The organism is Methylobacterium sp., from assembly GCF_019745455.1.
Lineage (GTDB): Bacteria > Pseudomonadota > Alphaproteobacteria > Rhizobiales > Beijerinckiaceae > Methylobacterium.
In genome coordinates this window covers 1-18,827 of record NZ_JAIETD010000057.1, presented here as the reverse complement: position 1 = coordinate 18,827, position 18,827 = coordinate 1, and the positions used below count along the sequence as shown (strand labels likewise).

Sequence of the window (18,827 nt, the reverse complement as noted above, 5' to 3'; positions counted from 1 at the left end):
GACGCATAGAGTCGACCCATAAGTGCGCGCAGAGACGCTTAGCGTATATCTGTGCCCGTTCTATGTCCTGACCCCTTGAGGTTGCGGAGGTCGTGAAACGAATCTCAGGTCGAGACTTTGAAGTACGACCCTGCCTACGTCGCGCTGGTGATCCAGCCAAAATCATTGCTGAGTCTGCGCTCATTCGTAAGCATTTGAAATGGCAGCCCCGATATGGCGATTTAGATACTATTGTCGCCCATGCGCTCGCCTGGGAAGCACAGCTTAGCAACAACTAGCGTCTGGGCCCATAACGGTGGCACGGATGGGTGGGGTGTGATTCAAGGCTCCTACGGAGGGGTCAATGGACCATTTCTGGCTGACGGACGAACAGTTTGCGAGGATCGCACCGCTTTTGCCAAATGACACGCGGGGCAAGGAGCGCTTGGACGACCGGCGCGTGATCAGCGGCATCGGTCTACGTGCTCAAATCTGGAGGGCGCTGGACGGACGCGCCGCGCGATCTCTACGGGCCGAGGAAGACCCTCTACAATCGCTTCGTGCGCTGGGCGGCCAAGGGGATCTGGGTCGGGCTGTTCGAGACGCTAGCCCGAGCTGGCGGGCCGTCCTCTCAGGTGCTGATCGACTCCACCGCCGTGAAGGCTCACCGCTGTGCCGCGGGGGGCAAACGTATGGCCCGCCCCGTCCGCAAGTGGCTCTGGATTCGCTGGTCTGAGTAGTCTGCATAAACGTATCCGGCCTTCGGACGAGCCCTTGGCCAAGATGGAGATCCGCGCGTCTTGGGCCTCATAAGGGGGTCGGCGTCGAGCGCCATTTGCCAGCCAAAGGCTTTCAGAACACCGGTCGACTGTCAGGCCATCTTCCTCTCACCGCTTGCAGACATCGGAAGGCCGGCACGCCGCGCAGGCCGAACTCGGATTAGGCAGTCACGGCTGTCGGCTCGTAGACGCGCCCGTGGCGCAGCAGCGCCCAGACGATACGCGCCATCTTGGCTGCCAGGGTCACCACCGCCGTATTGGTATGCGCCCTCGCCAGGCAGCCCGCACAGCCACTGTCCGAGCCGCGTATCACCCTGGCGCAGCGTCGGCATCGCGGCCCGAGCGCCCTGGATGAGCGTCTGTGGATCGGCGGTGAAGCAGGACCCCGACCATAGTCAGGGCAAAGCGTTGTTAACACTAGCGAAATCGAAAAAGGAACGGGGTCCCGGTCGGCGCCGATCGGGACCCCCTGTCTAGATGAAAAACGTTCGTTCGTTTAGGACGTTACCGACTTTCACGCAGGGGTCCCGCTTCGGCGCTTATTTACAGTTGTGTGTCGTCGGACAGCCAAGCTCGCGAACGTGAGGGACTTCGCAAGGATACACCGCCGTTACCTCGCCCAACCCGCGCTGCGCGGAACACGCGTAATGTCCCCCACGGCATACACACTCGACACGGTCGTGCTTGGCAGAGAGGGAGTCCCTTTGAGGCTGGTTCGAGGTTAGCTGGCTAGCTTACCCCTCAGGGCCTGGTGTCGCGCGTAGGCGTGATCGCGGCCAAGCTTGCAAATAAGCGTAGCCGGACTCGACTTCACTCACCGAATCAGTCTCAATCGTTCGCTAGCGGTGTTATGGCGGTTGTCGCCGTTTTAACGCTAGCGGGGCCGGCCGATGAACCAGCATGTACCCATCGACGGGGTCGAAACGCTGTCAACCCAGATAGCGGCGGCTCATGCACGCCTTCTCGGTGGCAAGCTGCGCGATCTCGCTGCTGGATTTTATCCTCCGTCCGCAGAGAAAACGCTTCGCCGCTTCTCCGCCGGCGAGGTGGCGCGCCTGCTCGGGATTACGGAAGTACGCCTTAGGCAGCTGCCCTTCGACCGCCTCACACCGGATCTTGAAATTGGGCCAGCCGGGCGGCGCTACTTCACTCTGGCAGAGATCCACACCCTCCGTAGCTACCTTCACGAAATCGACCGAGTAGGGCGTGGCTACCTCCCCCATCGCAATCCCGAGAAGGACGAGCATCTTCAGGTCATTGCGCTGACGAACTTCAAGGGTGGTTCCGCCAAAACCACGCACACGGCGGGTCTCGCGCATTTCCTCACGCTGCACGGCTATCGGGTGCTGGCGATCGATGCCGATCCTCAAGCCAGCCTATCAACCCTGCTGGGGATGCGCCCGGACGACGGCGGACCGACGATCTACGACGCGGTTCGGTACGGCGAGAGCCAGCGCCCGATGCACGAGGTGATCCGGAAGACGTATTTTCCCGGCCTTGACCTTGCCTCGGCGACTCTCGAACTCGAAGAGTACGAGTTCTACGCCCCGTTGATGTCCGTACCAGACAGGCGAAAGGCTGCCGGGCCGCCATTCTTCGCGCGCCTCGCCGTAGCGCTGGAGAGCGTCGCTGTCGACTACGACGTGGTGGTGATCGATTGCCCACCGCGGCTCGGCTACTTCGCGATCTCGGCTCTGTGTGCGGCCACCGCGACGCTGATCACCGTTCATCCGCAGATGATTGATCTCGCGTCGATGCGCCAGTTCCTCACCATGATGAGCGATCTCATGGAAACGGTTAAGGAGCAGGGGGCCCCTCCCCCGGCGCACGACTGGTTCCGATACCTGATCACTCGGTACGATCCGCAGAGCGTTCCTCAGACATCTGTCGTCGGGATGCTCAACGACTTGTTCGGGCCGTACGTGTTGCCGAAGGCCATGCTGCAGACGCCGGCGGTCTCGACCTCGGGGCTCCTTGGCCAGACGATCTATGAAACCTCTCTTGGGAGGGATCGCAGCGACGAGGTGAGCCGGGCGACCTATCGCCGGGCACTCGACGCATTCGATGACGTCAATCGAGAGATCGAGCTTCTGATCCGCCGCACCTGGAGGCGTGCGTGAGCAAGAGCATCCGAGACCTTATGGCCCGGCGCGTCCCAGAGCCCAAGACGGAAGGCTCGCCATCAACGGAATCAATGACTTCGCCCCACTTACCAACTGGTATTTCTCCTCCGGGCTTGCCGAAGCGGACCGGCGTGGCTCGTTCATTCGGCGCACTTTGGCAGGAACAGGATGCTGCCCGTACGGTCACAGAGGCTGAACGGGATGGAAGCGTAATCGAACTTGATCCTAATTTCTGCGACCCGTCGGTGATTGCTGATCGTGTGCCCGATACCACGGATGCCGCGTTCGACGCTTTCGTAGAGCAGATCCGCGAGGAGGGGCAGCGGAGCCCGGCGCTTGTCCGACCGAAGCCGAATGAGCCTGGCCGGTACGAAATCGCATATGGCCGTCGTCGCCGACGCGCTGCACAGATCCTTGGGCGCCCGCTGCGCGCTATAGTCCGACCCCTCAGCGACACCGAGCTTCTGATCGCACAGGGCTCCGAGAACCTCGCCAGGGCCGACCTCAGCTACATCGAGCGGGCCCACTTCGCGGGCAACATGGTCCAGGCGGGTGTTGCGCGGGATGTCATCGCGAAGGCGATGGGGACGCAGGCGACCCACCTTTCCAGCCTTCTGACTGTCGCTGAGGCAATACCTTCGAAGGTTCTATCGACTATCGGACCGGCCCCCACCGTAGGGCGACCGCGGTGGCTTACTCTGGCCGATCGGATCAAGGCCGCATCGCCTGAGCTGATTGATACCGCCCTCGCTTCTCCAGATCTCGCTGGCAAACCGTCGGACGAGCGCTTCGCGGTGATCCTCGCAGCTCTTGCTGTGCCGCCGCCACGCAAGGTACGGCCTCACGCCGAGACCGTGAAGGATCCGAGGGGCCTAAAGTTCGCTCGCGTCGAGCGCAGCACGTCCGGCGTGCGTGTGACGACAGATGAGAAGATAGCACCTGGCTTTGGCGACTACCTCGCCGAGCGGCTCCCCGAGATCCTTGCCGCCTACAGGCAGAGCAAGGGCTAACCCGACCCGCAGCACGAACTGAAAGGAGACGAGGACACCGCAAAAAAGAAAGGGCCCCCCGAACCGCGTCCGGAAGACCCCCTCTCGTCATTAGCAAACGTAGAGGACCATATCTCCCGGCACATCGTCAAGCGCTTTGACGTCGATTCGGCGAACGCCCGGTCTTTACCCGGTACTCGGCCAGACGATGGATCTGCACATCACGACGCCCTTCGGGCGGCGGCCCGTGACGCCTGCGCAAATCCGTGCTCAGGCGAACGCGGACGGCTGCCCTCGCGAAACCACGGTGCACAAATGGACGGTGTTCCGCGACATCGCCGCGGCTCGCACCCGGCTCGGTCTCAGTGACAGGGCACTCGCCGTTCTCGACGCGCTTCTGACCTTCCATCCCGAGACAGCGCTGTCGGCCGGGGAGGGGCCTAGACTGGTCGTCTTCCCCTCGAATGCCGCCCTTGCCCTGCGAGCGCACGGCATCGCCGAGGCGACGCTTCGTCGGCATCTCGCGGCCTTGGTTGAGGCCGGGCTCCTCATCCGACGAGATAGCCCGAACGGGAAGCGCTACGTTCGGAGAGGGCAGGGGGGAGTCATCGACCAAGCCTACGGCTTCGATCTCACGCCCCTCGTCGCCCGCGCAGAGGAGATCGCCACGCTGGCCGGCGAGGTTCGAGCTGAGGCGCATGCGCTGCGCGTCGCCCGCGAGTGCGTGACCCTGCTCCGCCGCGACTGCGCAAAGCTCATCCAGGCCCTGGAGGCGGAGGAGCGTGCACCAGGGGCCGCGCTGGCACTACGGGATCGCTACGCCGCCGCCGTAGGCGCCCTGCCGCGGGTGCCCGCGCCCGGTCATCTGGAGGAGGCGAAGGCTGCCTTGGCAGCGCTGGCTGCCGATGTGGGCAAGTTGCTCATCGTGCATCACGAAACATCAGAACCGAGCGGCACTCCCGCCCAATCTGAGCGGCACATTCAGAATTCAAATCCCGATATTATTGGTTCTGAAAAGGCGTTCGGAATGGAGATGAAGACCTCCGATGTGCCACGCCGAGATGAGGCCAACGCTATGAGCGGTGATGGTACACGGAGTACCTATCCCCTTGGCCTCGTCCTTGGTGCCTGTCCTGACGTAGCGGACTTCGCCCGGGAAGGGATCCGCTCCTGGAGGGACTTGGCGGACACGGCGGAGAAGATCCGGCCCATGCTCGGCATCAGCTCTGATGCCTGGCGCGAGGCGTGCCAGGTGATGGGCGATGCCGCCGCCGCGGTGACGGTGGCGGCGATCCTCCAGCGTGCCGAGCACATCAAGAGCCCCGGTGGGTACCTACGAGCCCTCGTGGAACGGAAGAGGCGAGGAGAGTTCAGCCTCGGCCCGGTGCTCCAGGCGTTGATGCGCTCTCAACTGCAGCCCTTGCCTGGGCAACCCCGCGGCCGCCATGCCGCCAACTAGGGATCCTGATGATTGCTATCCGGTTCGGGCTCGCCCGGGGTGCACGCAAAGTTTGCGACCGGCTGAACGGGTGCAGCGTGGTCCAATCCACCTCGGCGACGGTCGTTGGTGGTACGAGGCGGCCGACGCTTGGTGTGACGGTCGCGGGCGACAGGTGGACGTCGGACCCCGGTGGTCCCGGCCGCAGCCCACCGCGTCCATGATACCGCCCACAACGCGAACCCTCATCTCACCGCGTTCTAGCAGTGCTGCCTCATGCCCCATGACCAGCCCGAACACCATCGGCGCCGCTGGACCACCCTGTTCCGAGGTTAGGCGCTGGGCGATCTGCTCCGCCGGCCGTACGGGTAATCCTGGGCGGTTAGGATCGCTACGCCCAGGCGCATTCGGTCATGCCCTCGGGCCGAGGCTTACCGCTCGATCCCATGCTCGCGACCGCGTTCCGGATCGGGGCGGCCGAGATGGCGTGCGAGTTGCGCCACCAAGCGGCGGATCGTTGAGGTCGGCGCGCGGTTCAATCGGCGCCCGGAGGCGTCGACCAGGCGCCAGGCCGGCACAATTAAGCCCGTCACGCCGAGCCAGGCTGCGGCCTCGCGCAGCGTCCTCGCCGCGCGCACCGCCCGGCCGACGTCGACCCCTGGAGTGATACGCTCGGGCGGCCCGAGCACCCCGTCGCGCACGAACGCGATCCGGTCGGCGGCGTAGTCGACCACGTTGGCCTTCTCGCGATAGCCCCGCGCTTCCCGGAACAGCCGCTCCAGAACCATCGTATCGCTGGCCGGCATCCGCGGATCCGCTTGGCGCTGCCGGCACAGGGCGTCGAGCCGGTCGCGCTCGACCACCACCCGGGCCTCGTGCCGGTGGCGCGTCAGCCCGACATAGACCTCGCGCGCGTCGGTGCCGGACCCGAGATACACCACCGCCGCGGAACAGGTCCGGCCCTGCGCCGCGTAGGCCGTGCCGGCATAGGCGTGGACGACCTTGGGATGTGCGGGCCGACGGCCGAACCGGGCGACCCGCCGCAGCTCGTCCCACGCCGCCTCGATCACCCGCCCGTCCTCCAACGCCAGGCGGAGGCGCGGATCGTCATCTGCGCCCGCGACCAGAGCCTCGACTCGGGCGCGGGTCCCGTTGCGCAGCCCGAGGTGCGGCAGGCTCTCGCCGAACCGGAGATGATCGCCGAGCGCGAGCGCGAGCGGCACCAGCCGATCCTCGCGGTCGCGCGCTGTCGCGGTGATCAGGTCGGGTCCGAGCTGGCCCTCGGCCCGCAACACAGCCCGCGCCTGGGCGTTCAGCGCGGCCGCGTCGGCGTTGCGCCGGGTGACGATCAGAACATCGTCGCCATAGCTCGCACGCTGCCCCGTCCAAGCCGCGATCACGCGCGCCTGCGCCGCCTCGGCACCCGCGACCAGCTCGACTTGATGCTGGCCCGCGTAGGCGCGCAGGCCCGCCTCACTGTCGCCGCGCGCCATCACCACCGAGGCGGCGCGCTGCCACTCCACAGTCTGACGACGCACCTCGCCGAGCACCGCCGAGCGCCCGACTACCTCGGCCACCGCCCGTAGCCCACTCGCGCCCGCGACCGAGGCTAACTGCTTGCGGTCGCCGATCAGCACCACCTTCGCCCCGGCCCCCCGCGCGGCGCTCAGGATCGCCTCCAGGTCGCGGCTGCCGACCATGCCCGCCTCGTCGACCAGTACCAGGGTGTCGCGGTCGAGCGCCGCGGCATCGGCCCGGAGCTCGGCCTCCGGCCTCGCCGCCCGGGCGCGGTCATGGCGCCAGCGCGCGATCGCCTGCGCCGGGATCCCGGTCGAGCGAGCGAGCTCATCGGCTGCGACCCAGGATGGCGCCAGGCCGATCACGCGCATCCCGGAGTTGTGCGCGGCGGCCACCAAGACCGCGGCCGTCGTGGTCTTGCCGGTGCCGGCTCCGGCCTGAAGAAGCGACACCCCATCCGGGCCGGCGGCGTGGCGGACGGCCTCGGCCTGTTCCGCGCTAAGGCGATCGTCCTGGCCCAAGGCCATCGCCACGGCATCAGGGGCGATCCAGCCCCGTTCCAGCGGGCGATCGGCGGCACGCAGCATCAGTGCCTCGCACGCGGCGATGCCTGGGCTGGTCCAGCACGCGCTCGCCCCCGGCACCATCACGGCGGCCGCCAGCGGCAGAAGCGTGCCGTCCCGTTCTAGGTCGGCGAGCTCCGCCTCGACGACCCCGACTCCGAGGCCTTGCACCCCGGCGAGCTGCAAGGCTCCCTGGAGTAAATTTTTGCGCGTCACGACACTCTCGTGCCGGAACAGGGCCGATGCAGCGCGTGCCACCGGACTTTCGCCGGGGATCTCGGGCGGATCGAACGGGGGTTCACGTTCCGCCGCGCGGGCGGCCGCGATCGCGAGGGCCTGTTCGGGATGGTGCGCGGCGTCCCAGGGATCGAGTGCGCAGGCGGCGAGCTCTTCGTGCCAGCGCACCTCCAGCTCGGCGCCGGTCGGCAGCTCGTGCTTGCCCCGGCGGGTGGCGAGGGCGGCGACTTCGCGCTGGGCGGACGTGGCGCCGGCGCCGGCGTAGTCGAGGATCTGCTCCGAACGCTTGGAGAAAGCGGCCAGCAGCGCCTCGGGCGGTCCGGCGACTTCCCACTGCCCGCGTCCGGCCTCGCGGTAGCGCAGGCCGAACCGCTGCCGCAGGTCCTCCGCCAGGGCCGCCCTATACGCTGCTCCGACGCAAATTTGATACGCGTAGAGTTGCTCGATCTCGATGGTCAGATGAGTCTGCGACTTGTATCGACCGGATCCGGAATTTTCCGGTGAGCCGGCAACATTGATAAAGACACAGTGCGTATGAATATTAGGATCGCCTTCGCGGGTGGTATAGTGATCGAACCGACCGACGATCAAATCGCTTGAGTGGTGTCGATCGACGCCCCCCGCACCGGTTCGGACGGTGACCAGCCCCTCTGCCGCCACGAAGGCGAGCGCCCGCTCGACTGCGGCGCGATGGGCGGCCTCGATCGCCGCGCGCTGCTCGGGCGTGCCGGCCATCCACAGGACCGAGACGGACTTGCCCGGCGTGAGGGTGAGGTCCTGGCCGGCCCAATGCCCCGGGCCGGCGCCGCGCACCAGCGGCTTGCCGGTGGTGGGGTGGAAGCCCGCGCAGAGATCGCGGAACGAGTTCGCGTCGATCGCCGCGCCGTGGCGTACGACCGTCTGGCCGTTGCTCCACCACACCCCGTCGCCGTCCTTGGCATAATAGTCGTCGCGCCGATCCGGGCGTGCCTCGCGCCGGCTGTCGTTGGTGTAGTACAACCCAGCCTCGGCACCGGCGCCGAGGCGGTGCAGCGAGGCGGTCATCAGGCCAGATCCGAGCCGTCGGCGTGTTTGCCGAAGCGACAGATTTTGTCGAGGTCGATGCCGGCCGACGGAACGCCGAGTTCACCGACGGCTTGGGCCATGTCGAGGATGGCGGCGTCGATCTGCTCAATCCGCTCGATCAGGACCCGGTGGCGGAGCGCCACCTCCAGGTTTTGGGCGATACAGTCCGCCGCCAGGCTCTCGGCCGACCAGCCCTGCGCGGCCGCGGCGGCGTTCAACCGGGCGGCGAGGGCCTCCCCCAGGGTGACGGTGAGCTTGACCTCGTTAGCCATCGATGCCCCTGTTGCGTGTGGTTCGGGCGGGCAGGCGTGGCACGGCCGGGGCGGCGGGGCGAGGCTCATGTGGCCGTGCGGTTAACGCTCCAGCACTTCAGTGCGTGTGGTGTGATACCCATCTTTCTGCCGTACCCTTTACCGTACGAAAGCCGTGCGTAGCCGTAGCCTGCCGCTCACAGCCGGACGTTAACGTCAGCTTGCCGTCGCCCTCGGTATTCAAGCGATCGGCTGCACGCCGCGGCAAGCCCGGCTCTGCTACGGTAGCACCATGGCTCAGCGCCCTCGCTTCGACCTACGCCGCCTTGCCCGGGACGCCGCTGCGACCCCCGGCAGCCGCCGCACGGCCGGTGCTCCGGGCGGTCGGCCCGCCACGGGCTTGATGGACATCGTGCGCGGCAACCTCGACGCCCTGGTCGCCCTCCAGGCTGGCGGACTGACCTGGGATGCGGTCGCGGCCGGCCTCACGGCACAGGGGTTCACCACCGCCGATGGCCAGCCGATCACCGGGCGCAATCTCACTGGCGTCATCTCCAGCGTCCGCCGGCAGGCCGCCGCCCGCGCGGCCAAAGCGGAGGCGCGAGCGGCCCGGCCCGATCGATCAACCTCCGCGCAATCTGTACCGCCCTTGACTGGCGCGGCCCCCCGGTCGTCGCGGCTCGCACCGGAACTCCGCGCAGATCGCGGTACGCCGCCTCCATCAGCCACGGATGCACCGCTGACCGAGGCGGAGATCCGCCGGATGCAAGCCGAGCGGCACAGCCACCTGTTCAAGAAGGACTGACACCCATGCCTCGCGTTCTCCTCGTCGCCCAGGAAACCGGCGGCGTCGGCAAGTCGACCGTGACCCGCGGCTTGGCCGAGGCGGTGCCGGACGCGCCGATCCTGGAGATCGAGTCGGTGCACCGCCTGACCGAGTTCAAGGCCGCGACGGCCGCCAACGAGCCCGGCAGCGTGCGGCACTTCCTCATGCGCGCCTCGCGCGAGGCGATCGACGCCAGCGGCGGCAAGGCGGCGCGAGCCGAGTTCGACGACGTGATCAACGCGCTCTTCGAGGTCGCGACCGCCACGCTGGTGGACATCGGCGCCAACACCTCGGCATCTCTGCTGGGTGTCCTGACGCACGAGGCACTGGCGCTGCGCGAGGTCGGGATCGAGCTCGGGCTCGTGGTGGTGGTCGCCGCCGAGGCCGGCGCGCTCGCCGACGGCGGCGCGCTGCTGCACGCGGCCAAGGACTGGGCGGGCGCCCGCTTCGTCGTGGCCAACGCGGTGCGGGGCGCCGTCGATCCGGACCTGCTCAAGCGGGTCGCCGGCGACGCGGTGGTCACGCACCTGCGCCAGTTCGAGCTGGAGGACAGGACGCGCGAGGTGCTGGCGGCGGGTCAGCTGCGCGGCGTCGACCGGCTCGACCGGGCGGGCTTGGTCAAGCAGACCTCGCAGGCGCAGGCCGGGCGGATGCTGCGCGATCTCACCGCGTTCCGCCTCGCCGTGATGGAGGCGGTCAAGCCGGCGGCCCTCTGGCTGGTCGAGGAAGCGCCGGTCGCGGGCCGGGTCGGTACGTCGGCAGGGGGGAGCAAGCGTGCCCGCAACGCCTGAGGACGTGCACGCCCGCCTCACGGGGGCCGGCCGTGCCGCCCACGAGGCCGCGGCCGGGTTCGCGCGGGACAGCCGCGCCGCGCTCGCCCGGCTGAAGACGCGCCCGATCCACGAGCGGTTCGCGGCCCTGGAGGAGGGGGCAACGCAGCTCCTGCCCGAGCACCGGCGCGAGCTCCTGCTCTCCATCCGTAACCGGGCCGACGAGGCGGGGTCCGATACCCGGCCAACGCCGCGCCACGCCAGCCGCATCGCGGTCTGGCGCGGGCGCCTGCCGTTCCACGCGCGCCGGCTCACCCGCGACGCCCTGCTCGCGCTCTGTCTGATGTCCGCGCTGGTCCTGGCCTATCGCCACACGCCGATCTCCTGGGTCGAGGTGCGGGGCGACCGGGATGTGACCGCCGCCTGGGTCATGCCGGACGGGCGGCCCGCCGGGGACCGCCTCGTGGCGGGTCGCGCCTACGCGCTGATGCGGGATACCGCCGGTGTGGCCGAGCTGCGCGACTGGCGCGCGGGGGAGGGCTATGCCGCGACCCGCGTGCCGTCAGACTGGCTGCGGACCCGCGCCGGACCGGCCGCACGCTGAAGTCCGGATCGCCCGATCCGTCGCGCCTCACCTCAGACGCGCGGGGTTCCGGCGGGCCGCCGCGGCTGAGCAAATCAATCCTGGTAGCCGCGGCGGCGGTGCCTTCCACCGTCAGCTGAGGCGTGCCCGGATGGCGGGCACGTCTACGGGGCGGCGTTCCCGGCTCAGCGCGTCCGGCCGACCGGTGGCACGGAGGCGATCAGCTTGCGGAAGCGCGGGTCGGTATGCGCGACCGTCTTCTTCAAGCGCAGGGGATGGCGCGCGTGGCCGCCGCTGTTGGGAAACACCAGGAGCTCGTCGGCCGGCATCGCGATCAGCGCCTCCTTGGTCATCAGGCGTGCGCCCTGCGAGGCGCGGGCCGTGGACGGCGTGCCCTTGGCGTCGCCGGTTGGGGCGGTCCGGGTCTCGACGAAGGCGGTGTAGTCGCCGATCGCCCGCGACCAGCGCTCGGCCTCGTCCGGATCGACAGCGGGTACGTCGAAAATGGTCACGACCTCGGCGGTGTTGAGCAGCACGTCCGCCCCGGCCTCGCCGTAGAGCCCGACCAGTTGGGCTCGGTCCTGCCACATCGTCCACAGGCTGGCGCCGTAGCCCGGCAGCTCGCCCGCCGCGGTCAGCAGCGCGTCGAACCGGCCGAGCACCGCGGCCTCGTCGACGAAGATCATCAACCGCTCGGCCGGGCGGTGGCGACGCACCGAAGCGAACAGGTCGGACAACAACCAGCGCAGGAACGGCGCGAGCACCGCCTTGTACTCGGTCGGCACCGCCACGAACAGGTCGACCGCGCCGGTGGACAGCTCCGACAGCTCGAAGGTCGAAGTGCCGACGAGGTCGCGCAGGCGCCGGTCGGCGAGCCACTGGAACGCCTGCAGGGCGGTGGACTTGATCGGATCCTTGGTCTTGGGATCGGCCTCCAGGATCTCCATGGCGGCGTAGGCCGCGGGCTCGGGCCAGTGGGTGACGTACTGTTCCAGCAGCTTGAGGAAACGGGCCTCATCGGTCAGGAGGTCCTGGACCTCGACGACCGTGCATGCCTCCGGCCGGCGCAGGGCGACCAACAGCGCGCCGGTGATCAGGTCGACGGCCCGGTTGCGGAAGTAGGCGGAGGCCTCGCCGTCACCGGAGGCCTCCGGCAGAAGGGCCAGGGCGGTGCTCTGGAGGTAGAGGACGTCGTCCGGGTCGCGGCCTTGGAGCGGGTTCCAGTGGTCGGTGCCGCCGGCCAGACCCATGGGATCGAGGCAGACGACGCGGCGCCCGAGAGCCCGGCGCCGTGCGGCCACGGAACGGTAGACCTCGCCCTTCGGGTCGAACACGACGGTGGGTCCGCCCCAACTCTGCGGCTCGGGGAAGGCTAGGTTCGGGATGAGCAAGCCCGACGTCTTGCCCTTGCGCGGCGGCGCGATGGTGACGAGCGTGCCCTGCACGGCGATGCGCACGGCACGGCCGGTTTCCGGGTCGCGGCCGAGTTCGAGCCCGTCGCGGAGCCGCCCACGCTCTGCCGTGGCGGCGAAGCGGGCCGAGCCGAACAAGTCGGAGGTGTCCCGCTTCTGTTCCGGCCTGGCGCGCCGCAGGAGCGCGGTGCCAAACAGGATCACGAGGGGTGAAATGGCGAGGAATGGGGCAAGCGCCCAGCCGTCATTCGCGAAGTCGGGCGCCCGGCCAATTAGCATCAGATACGGCATCGCGAGCGCGTCGCCCATGTGCCGGGATAATAAGGTCTCGAACCAAGCACCAGGGCGCTTCACCTCTGTAGGCCAATGCGTTGGGTCGAGCCCGTTCTGGATCAAACCCGCGACTGGGTAGGCTAGGAGCACGGTCGCGAGGAATGTCAAGAATACCAGGCGCATTGCGGGTCAACCACGAAGAAAGTATGCAGCATCGCTGCAAGCATAGCTTGCTAATCTGTCTCACTTTGAGTTTGAATGCGGCATGAAATCGCGTAATAAACGCTTGAGATAGGTTACCTATAATCCGAAGAGGCTAATTTTTCGAGATTTAGTTTTTCTTTCAGCCAAGCAGCATTGATTTGTTCTAGCCACATGGGACGATGATGAGTCCTAAGATCATTAAATCTAGTATGCATTGATGCAACCTCCGGATCGTTCAGAAAGGCCGCCTCGCACAGTGCAGAAAGACCATCAGCATCGAGGGCGTCGAACGCGTGGAGCACACGTGTAGCCAATTTGCGCTGCTCGGTGCGATCCATCTCGGATCCTCCCAACTGCGCGAGGCGGACCTGACGACCCGCGTAGCGTGACACCGCCTCATTGATACAGGTCGTGACTGCGATGCTGGCGAACGAATTCGGATTGTAGGCCAACATCTGAACCTGATGCCATGTGGGCAGCAGTACGATCCCGTCTCTTGCAAAGGCCTCCAGTTGCTCAGGTTGCGGCACTGCAAGCCGGTTGTTCTCGAACCAGCGCGTGTCGGGCTGATGAACCTGAAGTACGGTATAGGTCGTCGAGCCCATCCTCTGGGCGAAAGCGTTTGCCGTAGCGACCCACTGAGGATGGCGTGCGTCGTTGATAAGGATGATGTCGCGCCCGGTTCTCGCCGGCATTGTCTGATCAGGCATGACCCTGCACCTGCGGCTTGAGCACGACCACGCCCCGCGTTCGAAAGAGCATTTCGTCGGCCTCTGTCCAGATGGCCCCAAAGCCGTTTAGATCTTGGCCGGGACGTGCCGACACCACGTTATAGTTCGGGCGCACGAGACCAAGCTCGGACGCCCAGCGGACCTCGGCCTGCCGCACGTCGGGGTGAATCTCTGTATTGACGATAAGCAAGTCCTTGAACAGCGCTCTTAGCAGCGCGTCCTTGTCCATGGGAGGCATAACGACCCTTGCAACTGATCTAGATGAACGATGACAGCGGAAATAAAAGGATCGTCTTTCTGAAGCGGCTGGTAAATCGGTAAAATTGATACGATTTGCTCAGCTCACATTGATCGGCCCCCACGAGGTGGTCCGTCAGACCGGCTCACAGGCTTGGGTCCTTGCGCGGCCGGGAGGAGTAGATGGCCGCCAGGGCAAGACAGAGGCGAGACCACAACGTCCGGCCGACGGCGCACGATGGTGAAGACGGCTGTCTAGGCCAAAAAGAAAGGCCACATTTGCAAGCGGCCCGGAGTCTAGGGAGGAAACGCTGAAAGGCACGGCTGGGGAAATGACCGCTCTTTCAGCACAGGGGCAACAGTCTTCCAGTCGGGTTATTTCTAGCCAGTCTATCCCATCTACCCCAGCAGGACGGCTTGGACATGGCTGGATCCCACCTCCCGACCCTGCCTCTGAATGGGGAGGCCCTTCAGTAGAGGCCTCTCGCGAAATCCCCAGGGGTGGGTGGTCCGTCATGCTGGTGGAGGCGATCGTCCAGCTCTATCTCCTATAGATCCGGACCTGTTACCATTTAGGTATGGGATAGAGAAACTGATCGCCCTATGACGCATGTAACATATGGCTATATAAGCGGATAGGAACCCACAGCGATCTGGCCGTAAGCGTGATACATCGCGCGCCGCTAGATCGCTGGCGCGCATTGCCATGTGAAAGTGTCTTACATTCTGTTGGCACTGCTCCCGAGGAGGGCGAGCCTGCAGGGGATGGTGTGGAGAAGATGGGGGCGACATGGACGAAGAACTGAAAGTCGAACAGGGTACGAGCGTCGGCCTCGTCGATCTGATGGTCGGCATCATCACGGCCTACGTCGCACATAACAGCGTGCCGCCCTCGGACTTACCGGCGCTGATCGCCAGGACGTACGAAGCTCTATGTCGGCAGCCTCATGCGGGTGTGGCCTCTCGCATGGCCGCGAATGCGGCGCCTGCATCCATGCGGCTGACACTGACACAGATCCGGGCGTCCATCACGCCGGATGCGCTGATCAGCTTCGAGGATGGCCGGCCCTATAAGACGCTCAAGCGTCACCTCACTGGCGTCGGCCTCACCCCCGACACCTACCGTGCGAAGTGGGGGCTCCCCCCCCCCCCCCGACTACCCAATGGTGGCAGCCAGTTATTCCGAGAAGCGCTCCGCCCTCGCTCGAAGCTTCGGCCTGGGTGAGGGGAGACACCCTGTCTTGGACCAAGCTTTTGAAACTGGCTCGTGGGCCAGCGAGCTTGCCGTAGACCCCGAAGTTTCAGCCGCGGCCGAGTGATACTGCGTTCAGATGTAGGGCCCTCGGAACAGATCACCGAGGGCTTTGCGCCGAAACAGGGTGAACCAGCGGCGCCGGCGATGCTCGGGCCGGTCGTGGATCATGTGGCAGCGCTGACAGAAGGCGGCGAGGTTGGCGTTCGCGTTATTGCTGGTGTCGTGGTCGCGATGGGCGGCAGCCAGCACGACCCGGGTCGTACGAACGCGGGCGAGCACATCATCGACCCCCAGGGTTGGACGGGTGACCCTTCCTCTCCCGTCACGCCACGCCCCGGTGTCTCCGTCCCACCAGCGGCCATCGCCGAGGTGGTAGACGATCCGTCCATGGGGGCGCTTGCAGGCTTCGCAGCGGCCCTTGGCCCGGCCGAAGCGGATCGCGATCGAGAGCTGAGGCCAGTCGATCGGATAGAAAAAGCGATGCTCGGGGCGGATCGGCATGGGCTCACCCCCGATCGGCATTGGCGGCGCTACGGGCGCGGGGAAAGTAGCTGTAAAAGGTGTAGCGGCTGATGCCGAGGCGCTTGGCGATGGCGGCGATGGGAATGTCGCCGGCGGCCAGCATCGCCCGGCCAGCGGCGATGTCGGCCTCGCTCAGCTTCTTCGGGCGGCCGCCCTTGCGACCGCGGGCGAGGGCAGCCTTGAGGCCCTCCATCGTCCTCTCACGGTTGAGGTCGAGGAAGTACTCGGCCATGGCACCGTGCATCTGCAGGGCGAAGCGGCCATGGGCGGTGGCGCTGTCGAACTGCTCGGTGAGGGATCGGAAGTGGACGTCCTTCACCCGTAGCCCGTCGATGGTGCGCATCATCTCCACGAGGGAACGGCCGAGGCGGTCGAGCTTCCACACGACGAGCACGTCTTCGGGACGCAGGTAGGCAAGCGCCGCCTCGAACTCGGGTCGCTTAGTCCCGGCCTTGCCGGACTTCTTCTCCTCGAACAGGCGCTCGCATCCGGCCTTGGTCAGCGCGTCGCGCTGGAGGTCGAGGTTCTGGTCGAGAGTGGAAACGCGGGCATATCCGACGAGCATGCCAGGATAGTGGACTAAACGCGTTTATCTGTCAGTAGTTTTCCTGCCACGTTTTCCTGGCAACACAAGGCCTGTTTAAGCCGGTTCATGCAAGCGGATCCGGCTACGTAAGGAAAACGATCGTTTATCGTACACAAATTATTTTCCTGGATCGATGGTGAAAGTCAGTTTCTTCCAAGAAACCAAGATAAATGCCAACCGTTATCGATTTCGACGACATATCCAAGCGATTTACAATACTCTATATGCATCGATGGCGGCATCGACTTCTAAATAAGGCTAATTAATAATAGCGAAAGCGTCCGTCCTTAACACATACAAATCAAGCTATAAATCTTTGAATTGCCCTTGTAACTAGTTCCCTATCTCTATGAGGATTTTTATCTAGACATAAACTCTTGATAGCAGAAGCAAGAGCTATAGACATACGCGATATTTGATCTTCGTTTCTATCTATCAACGAGCGCGCCGCCAATGAGCATATATTTTGTATGCTATTCAAACTGGGGTTGAACCAAGAACTCTTCGACAAACTAGATTGAGCGTTTCCGGCAAGACGAAAGTTCGGGACTTCGCCTTTTGACCACGATGTGTGATCTAAAACAGGTAACTCAATACCAGAACTTATCCAAGGCGCGGATTTTTTTAGATATTGTGTCGATGTATGATCAAATTTTGAGAATGGCAGCAATATTACGGGCTTGCCAGCAGCTACGGCATCTATAGCTAACGTAGAGTAAGTTGTTATTACAGCATCAACACCCTTCAAGATCCTACTAATTTGCATGTCCATGCTTAAAAGAAGCATTTCATCCAACAGCATAACGTTCTTTTTTGACAAAAGCGCTTCTGCACTATATATGCTCGAATCGTCAGGGTGCGGTCTAATAATAAACAAAGTATCCTGATTTTTTGCACTTAAGCGTTCGAGCCAACTAAGAGTTTCCTCAGCGCTGTGTTGATGAATTGCCCAATGTAAATTCAGTCCTACCAATATAATCTGACTGAAATCCCCAGGCATTACACCGAAACGAAACTCAAGAACATTCCGTGAGCTGGGGAGTAATGCATCTAGAAATTTAGTCGAGCCAGTGCACATGATGTCTGGCCCTTGTTTTAGGGACAATGTGGTTCGCAGACTATCAACCTCATCGTCGCTCCACACGCCAATTACTGCTGAAGCAGGAGTTTGAGAGCTTAAAACCGTCATCCCATGTTGCAAGCACAGCGTCTGGGCGCCACGCTGTGCAATCTCAAGCATCATCAATGAGCCCATCAAGTGGGTTACAGATGGCACTCCTTCAGTTGCAGTAATAGCCAGCGTGCCGCCAAAATCACCCCACGTATCGAAACCTACAACTGCCTCCGCGACATTTGAAACAGACATATGCCGGCAGCCAGTTCGTTCTAACAACCCACATAACATGTAACAATATGGTTCGGCAATAATATCGTTCCGAATGACAACCTGGAACTGACCCGCTGGACAAATATCCATTAAGGATCGCGCAAATGACCAGTCCTGAATAAAGTTTACGTTGAAGGTAATTGTGGGTATATCTATAGCACTGATGCTTTGACGCTTGATGCGACGGTACTTAACATCGAGCACTTCATCTATGCACTCAAGTATTTCACGCGCGGCTGGTAGTTCGTACGTAAACCGCTTTAATCGAAGGTAGTGCTGGTGACTAAGGCTATTCTCGCGGAACGGATCTAACCGCTGCCAATGAGCGACGGCGATTAGATTGGCGTCCGATGACCGGAAGCGATGGTTAGATCGTAGCGATTGTAGCTCCACGTCAGGTTCGGACGAAAAGCCAGCTAGGCTGAAAAGGTACTGCCACGTTGCGATAGGAAGGACGCTGGGATGATACCGGTTCGCTGCAGAACTCGGGCGCGTCGAGATAGAGATTACACACTCCCGATCAACAAGCGCCGCAGTATTTAGGATAAATTGCCCAATGTGCTCAAGGTCGATATGCTCGCCGACGTCGAAGCACGTGGAAAGATAGGCGTCACCTAAATACGCATAGATGCGTCGGCGCACGATCTCTACAGTCTGAGGGTCGTACCGCGAGAGATCCAAACGAATGTAGTCGGCTTCCTGCCGATCGGCCGCATCGATCGTCAGCGTTTTTACGCGATAATCGCTGAGCGCGCGGCCTAGCTCACCATTACCACCGCCAAGATCGAGAACAGCACGCCCGAACATGGATGACCGTTGAGCAACAAGGGCCGGAAGCCTTGCAACGTCAAAGGATGTTGCTCCATCGGCATGGGCATAGTAGCCCCGTGCGTAGAGATGCTCGTAATCGGTAACGCAAGCAGATCGGGACGTCATGCTTATCTCATCGAATGAGCGGTTAAGGTTGCGGGAGCGCTCCAGCATCTTTACGATAGGATCGTCTTCTCCACGCTTTAAACCCCCTAGCCTGTCTTATTCACGAGGGCAGTGGATCTGTGGTGGCGAGCGTAGCGTAAGGCATTGATAGGGCTTAGGGATT

At 64.0% G+C, this 18,827-nt stretch carries 15 protein-coding genes and 3 pseudogenes; 9 read left to right on the top strand and 9 right to left on the bottom strand.

From position 1 onward, the window contains the following. Positions 1-74 precede the first annotated feature (74 nt). Together K2Y56_RS13910 and K2Y56_RS13905 are read left to right on the top strand one after the other, a co-directional pair. Positions 75-278, top strand: a pseudogene (locus tag K2Y56_RS13910) (UDP-glucose 4-epimerase GalE); the annotation flags it as partial. A gap of 65 nt (positions 279-343) precedes the next feature. Beyond that, positions 344-668: pseudogene (locus K2Y56_RS13905) on the top strand (transposase); the annotation flags it as partial. Positions 669-918: 250 nt separating this feature from the next. On the opposite strand, the pseudogene K2Y56_RS13900 reads toward K2Y56_RS13905, so the two are convergent. Next, positions 919-1,120 (bottom strand): annotated as a pseudogene (locus K2Y56_RS13900) (IS110 family transposase); the annotation flags it as partial. 528 nt (positions 1,121-1,648) lie between these two features. On the opposite strand from K2Y56_RS13900, the gene repA reads away from it, so the two are divergent. The 3 genes from repA to repC all read left to right on the top strand — a co-directional run bounded on the left by repA (position 1,649) and on the right by repC (position 5,329). After that, complete coding sequence (repA, locus tag K2Y56_RS13895) at positions 1,649-2,878, top strand: plasmid partitioning protein RepA (RefSeq protein ID WP_292508368.1); 1,230 nt, start codon at positions 1,649-1,651, stop codon at positions 2,876-2,878. Beyond that, the gene (repB, locus tag K2Y56_RS13890) at positions 2,875-3,891 is read left to right on the top strand and encodes a plasmid partitioning protein RepB (RefSeq protein ID WP_292508365.1); all 1,017 of its coding nucleotides are present in this window, start codon (positions 2,875-2,877) and stop codon (positions 3,889-3,891) included. The genes repA and repB overlap by 4 nt, the downstream gene beginning before the upstream one ends. Before the next feature lie 187 nt (positions 3,892-4,078). Continuing rightward, complete coding sequence (repC, locus tag K2Y56_RS13885; protein ID WP_292508362.1) at positions 4,079-5,329, top strand: plasmid replication protein RepC; 1,251 nt, start codon at positions 4,079-4,081, stop codon at positions 5,327-5,329. 410 nt (positions 5,330-5,739) lie between these two features. On the opposite strand, the gene mobF is transcribed toward repC, so the two are convergent. Both mobF and K2Y56_RS13870 read right to left on the bottom strand, forming a co-directional pair. Continuing rightward, the gene (gene mobF / locus K2Y56_RS13875) at positions 5,740-8,670 is read right to left on the bottom strand and encodes a MobF family relaxase (protein WP_292508361.1); all 2,931 of its coding nucleotides are present in this window, start codon (positions 8,668-8,670) and stop codon (positions 5,740-5,742) included. Next, positions 8,670-8,963 (bottom strand): hypothetical protein, encoded by a 294-nt coding sequence (locus K2Y56_RS13870; protein WP_292508358.1) that lies wholly within the window; start codon positions 8,961-8,963, stop codon positions 8,670-8,672. Before K2Y56_RS13870 ends, mobF begins: the two co-directional genes overlap by 1 nt. A gap of 271 nt (positions 8,964-9,234) precedes the next feature. Between K2Y56_RS13870 and K2Y56_RS13865 the strand changes: the two genes are divergently transcribed. The 3 genes from K2Y56_RS13865 to K2Y56_RS13855 are packed head-to-tail and all read left to right on the top strand — an operon-like array spanning position 9,235 to position 11,142. Further along, on the top strand, positions 9,235-9,747 hold the full coding sequence (locus tag K2Y56_RS13865; protein ID WP_292508355.1) for a hypothetical protein: 513 nt from the start codon (positions 9,235-9,237) through the stop codon (positions 9,745-9,747). 5 nt (positions 9,748-9,752) lie between these two features. Then, positions 9,753-10,559: a chromosome partitioning protein gene (locus K2Y56_RS13860; protein WP_292508352.1), complete on the top strand. Its 807-nt coding sequence runs from the start codon at positions 9,753-9,755 to the stop codon at positions 10,557-10,559. Then, positions 10,543-11,142: a hypothetical protein gene (locus tag K2Y56_RS13855; protein WP_292508349.1), complete on the top strand. Its 600-nt coding sequence runs from the start codon at positions 10,543-10,545 to the stop codon at positions 11,140-11,142. Before K2Y56_RS13860 ends, K2Y56_RS13855 begins: the two co-directional genes overlap by 17 nt. Positions 11,143-11,306: 164 nt before the next feature. Here K2Y56_RS13855 and K2Y56_RS13850 read toward each other — a convergent pair whose 3' ends face one another. The 3 genes from K2Y56_RS13850 to K2Y56_RS13840 all read right to left on the bottom strand — a co-directional run bounded on the left by K2Y56_RS13850 (position 11,307) and on the right by K2Y56_RS13840 (position 13,970). After that, positions 11,307-12,989 (bottom strand): type IV secretory system conjugative DNA transfer family protein, encoded by a 1,683-nt coding sequence (locus tag K2Y56_RS13850; RefSeq protein ID WP_292508346.1) that lies wholly within the window; start codon positions 12,987-12,989, stop codon positions 11,307-11,309. A 113-nt stretch (positions 12,990-13,102) separates the two neighbouring features. Next, positions 13,103-13,720, bottom strand: a complete 618-nt coding sequence (locus tag K2Y56_RS13845; RefSeq protein ID WP_292508343.1) for a hypothetical protein — start codon at positions 13,718-13,720, stop codon at positions 13,103-13,105. Continuing rightward, positions 13,713-13,970 carry a hypothetical protein gene (locus tag K2Y56_RS13840; protein ID WP_292508341.1) on the bottom strand — a complete coding sequence of 86 codons (258 nt, stop codon included), beginning with the start codon at positions 13,968-13,970 and terminating at the stop codon, positions 13,713-13,715. The genes K2Y56_RS13845 and K2Y56_RS13840 overlap by 8 nt, the downstream gene beginning before the upstream one ends. Positions 13,971-14,768: 798 nt before the next feature. On the opposite strand from K2Y56_RS13840, the gene K2Y56_RS13835 reads away from it, so the two are divergent. Then, positions 14,769-15,203 carry a MucR family transcriptional regulator gene (locus K2Y56_RS13835; RefSeq protein ID WP_366848797.1) on the top strand — a complete coding sequence of 145 codons (435 nt, stop codon included), beginning with the start codon at positions 14,769-14,771 and terminating at the stop codon, positions 15,201-15,203. A gap of 102 nt (positions 15,204-15,305) precedes the next feature. Here the strand turns inward: K2Y56_RS13835 and K2Y56_RS13830 are convergent, their stop codons facing one another. The 3 genes from K2Y56_RS13830 to K2Y56_RS13820 all read right to left on the bottom strand — a co-directional run bounded on the left by K2Y56_RS13830 (position 15,306) and on the right by K2Y56_RS13820 (position 18,664). Next, positions 15,306-15,734, bottom strand: coding sequence for a hypothetical protein (locus tag K2Y56_RS13830; RefSeq protein WP_292508338.1), 429 nt, complete (start codon positions 15,732-15,734; stop codon positions 15,306-15,308). Positions 15,735-15,738: 4 nt separating this feature from the next. After that, positions 15,739-16,320: a recombinase family protein gene (locus K2Y56_RS13825; RefSeq protein WP_292508335.1), complete on the bottom strand. Its 582-nt coding sequence runs from the start codon at positions 16,318-16,320 to the stop codon at positions 15,739-15,741. A gap of 322 nt (positions 16,321-16,642) precedes the next feature. Further along, positions 16,643-18,664 (bottom strand): hypothetical protein, encoded by a 2,022-nt coding sequence (locus K2Y56_RS13820; RefSeq protein ID WP_292508332.1) that lies wholly within the window; start codon positions 18,662-18,664, stop codon positions 16,643-16,645. Between the last annotated feature and the right edge of the window lie 163 nt (positions 18,665-18,827).

Bases quoted from the DNA above. Each gene is read 5' to 3' on its own strand.
- K2Y56_RS13850 (WP_292508346.1), bottom strand. From the start codon at position 12,989: ATGCGCCTGGTATTCTTGACATTCCTCGCGACCGTGCTCCTAGCCTAC.
- K2Y56_RS13860 (WP_292508352.1), top strand. From the start codon at position 9,753: ATGCCTCGCGTTCTCCTCGTCGCCCAGGAAACCGGCGGCGTCGGCAAG.
- K2Y56_RS13830 (WP_292508338.1), bottom strand. From the start codon at position 15,734: ATGCCGATCCGCCCCGAGCATCGCTTTTTCTATCCGATCGACTGGCCT.
- K2Y56_RS13870 (WP_292508358.1), bottom strand. From the start codon at position 8,963: ATGGCTAACGAGGTCAAGCTCACCGTCACCCTGGGGGAGGCCCTCGCC.
- K2Y56_RS13835 (WP_366848797.1), top strand. From the start codon at position 14,769: ATGGACGAAGAACTGAAAGTCGAACAGGGTACGAGCGTCGGCCTCGTC.
- repA (WP_292508368.1), top strand. From the start codon at position 1,649: ATGAACCAGCATGTACCCATCGACGGGGTCGAAACGCTGTCAACCCAG.
- repC (WP_292508362.1), top strand. From the start codon at position 4,079: ATGGATCTGCACATCACGACGCCCTTCGGGCGGCGGCCCGTGACGCCT.
- K2Y56_RS13820 (WP_292508332.1), bottom strand. From the start codon at position 18,664: ATGACGTCCCGATCTGCTTGCGTTACCGATTACGAGCATCTCTACGCA.
- K2Y56_RS13865 (WP_292508355.1), top strand. From the start codon at position 9,235: ATGGCTCAGCGCCCTCGCTTCGACCTACGCCGCCTTGCCCGGGACGCC.
- K2Y56_RS13840 (WP_292508341.1), bottom strand. From the start codon at position 13,970: ATGGACAAGGACGCGCTGCTAAGAGCGCTGTTCAAGGACTTGCTTATC.
- mobF (WP_292508361.1), bottom strand. From the start codon at position 8,670: ATGACCGCCTCGCTGCACCGCCTCGGCGCCGGTGCCGAGGCTGGGTTG.
- K2Y56_RS13825 (WP_292508335.1), bottom strand. From the start codon at position 16,320: ATGCTCGTCGGATATGCCCGCGTTTCCACTCTCGACCAGAACCTCGAC.
- K2Y56_RS13845 (WP_292508343.1), bottom strand. From the start codon at position 13,720: ATGCCTGATCAGACAATGCCGGCGAGAACCGGGCGCGACATCATCCTT.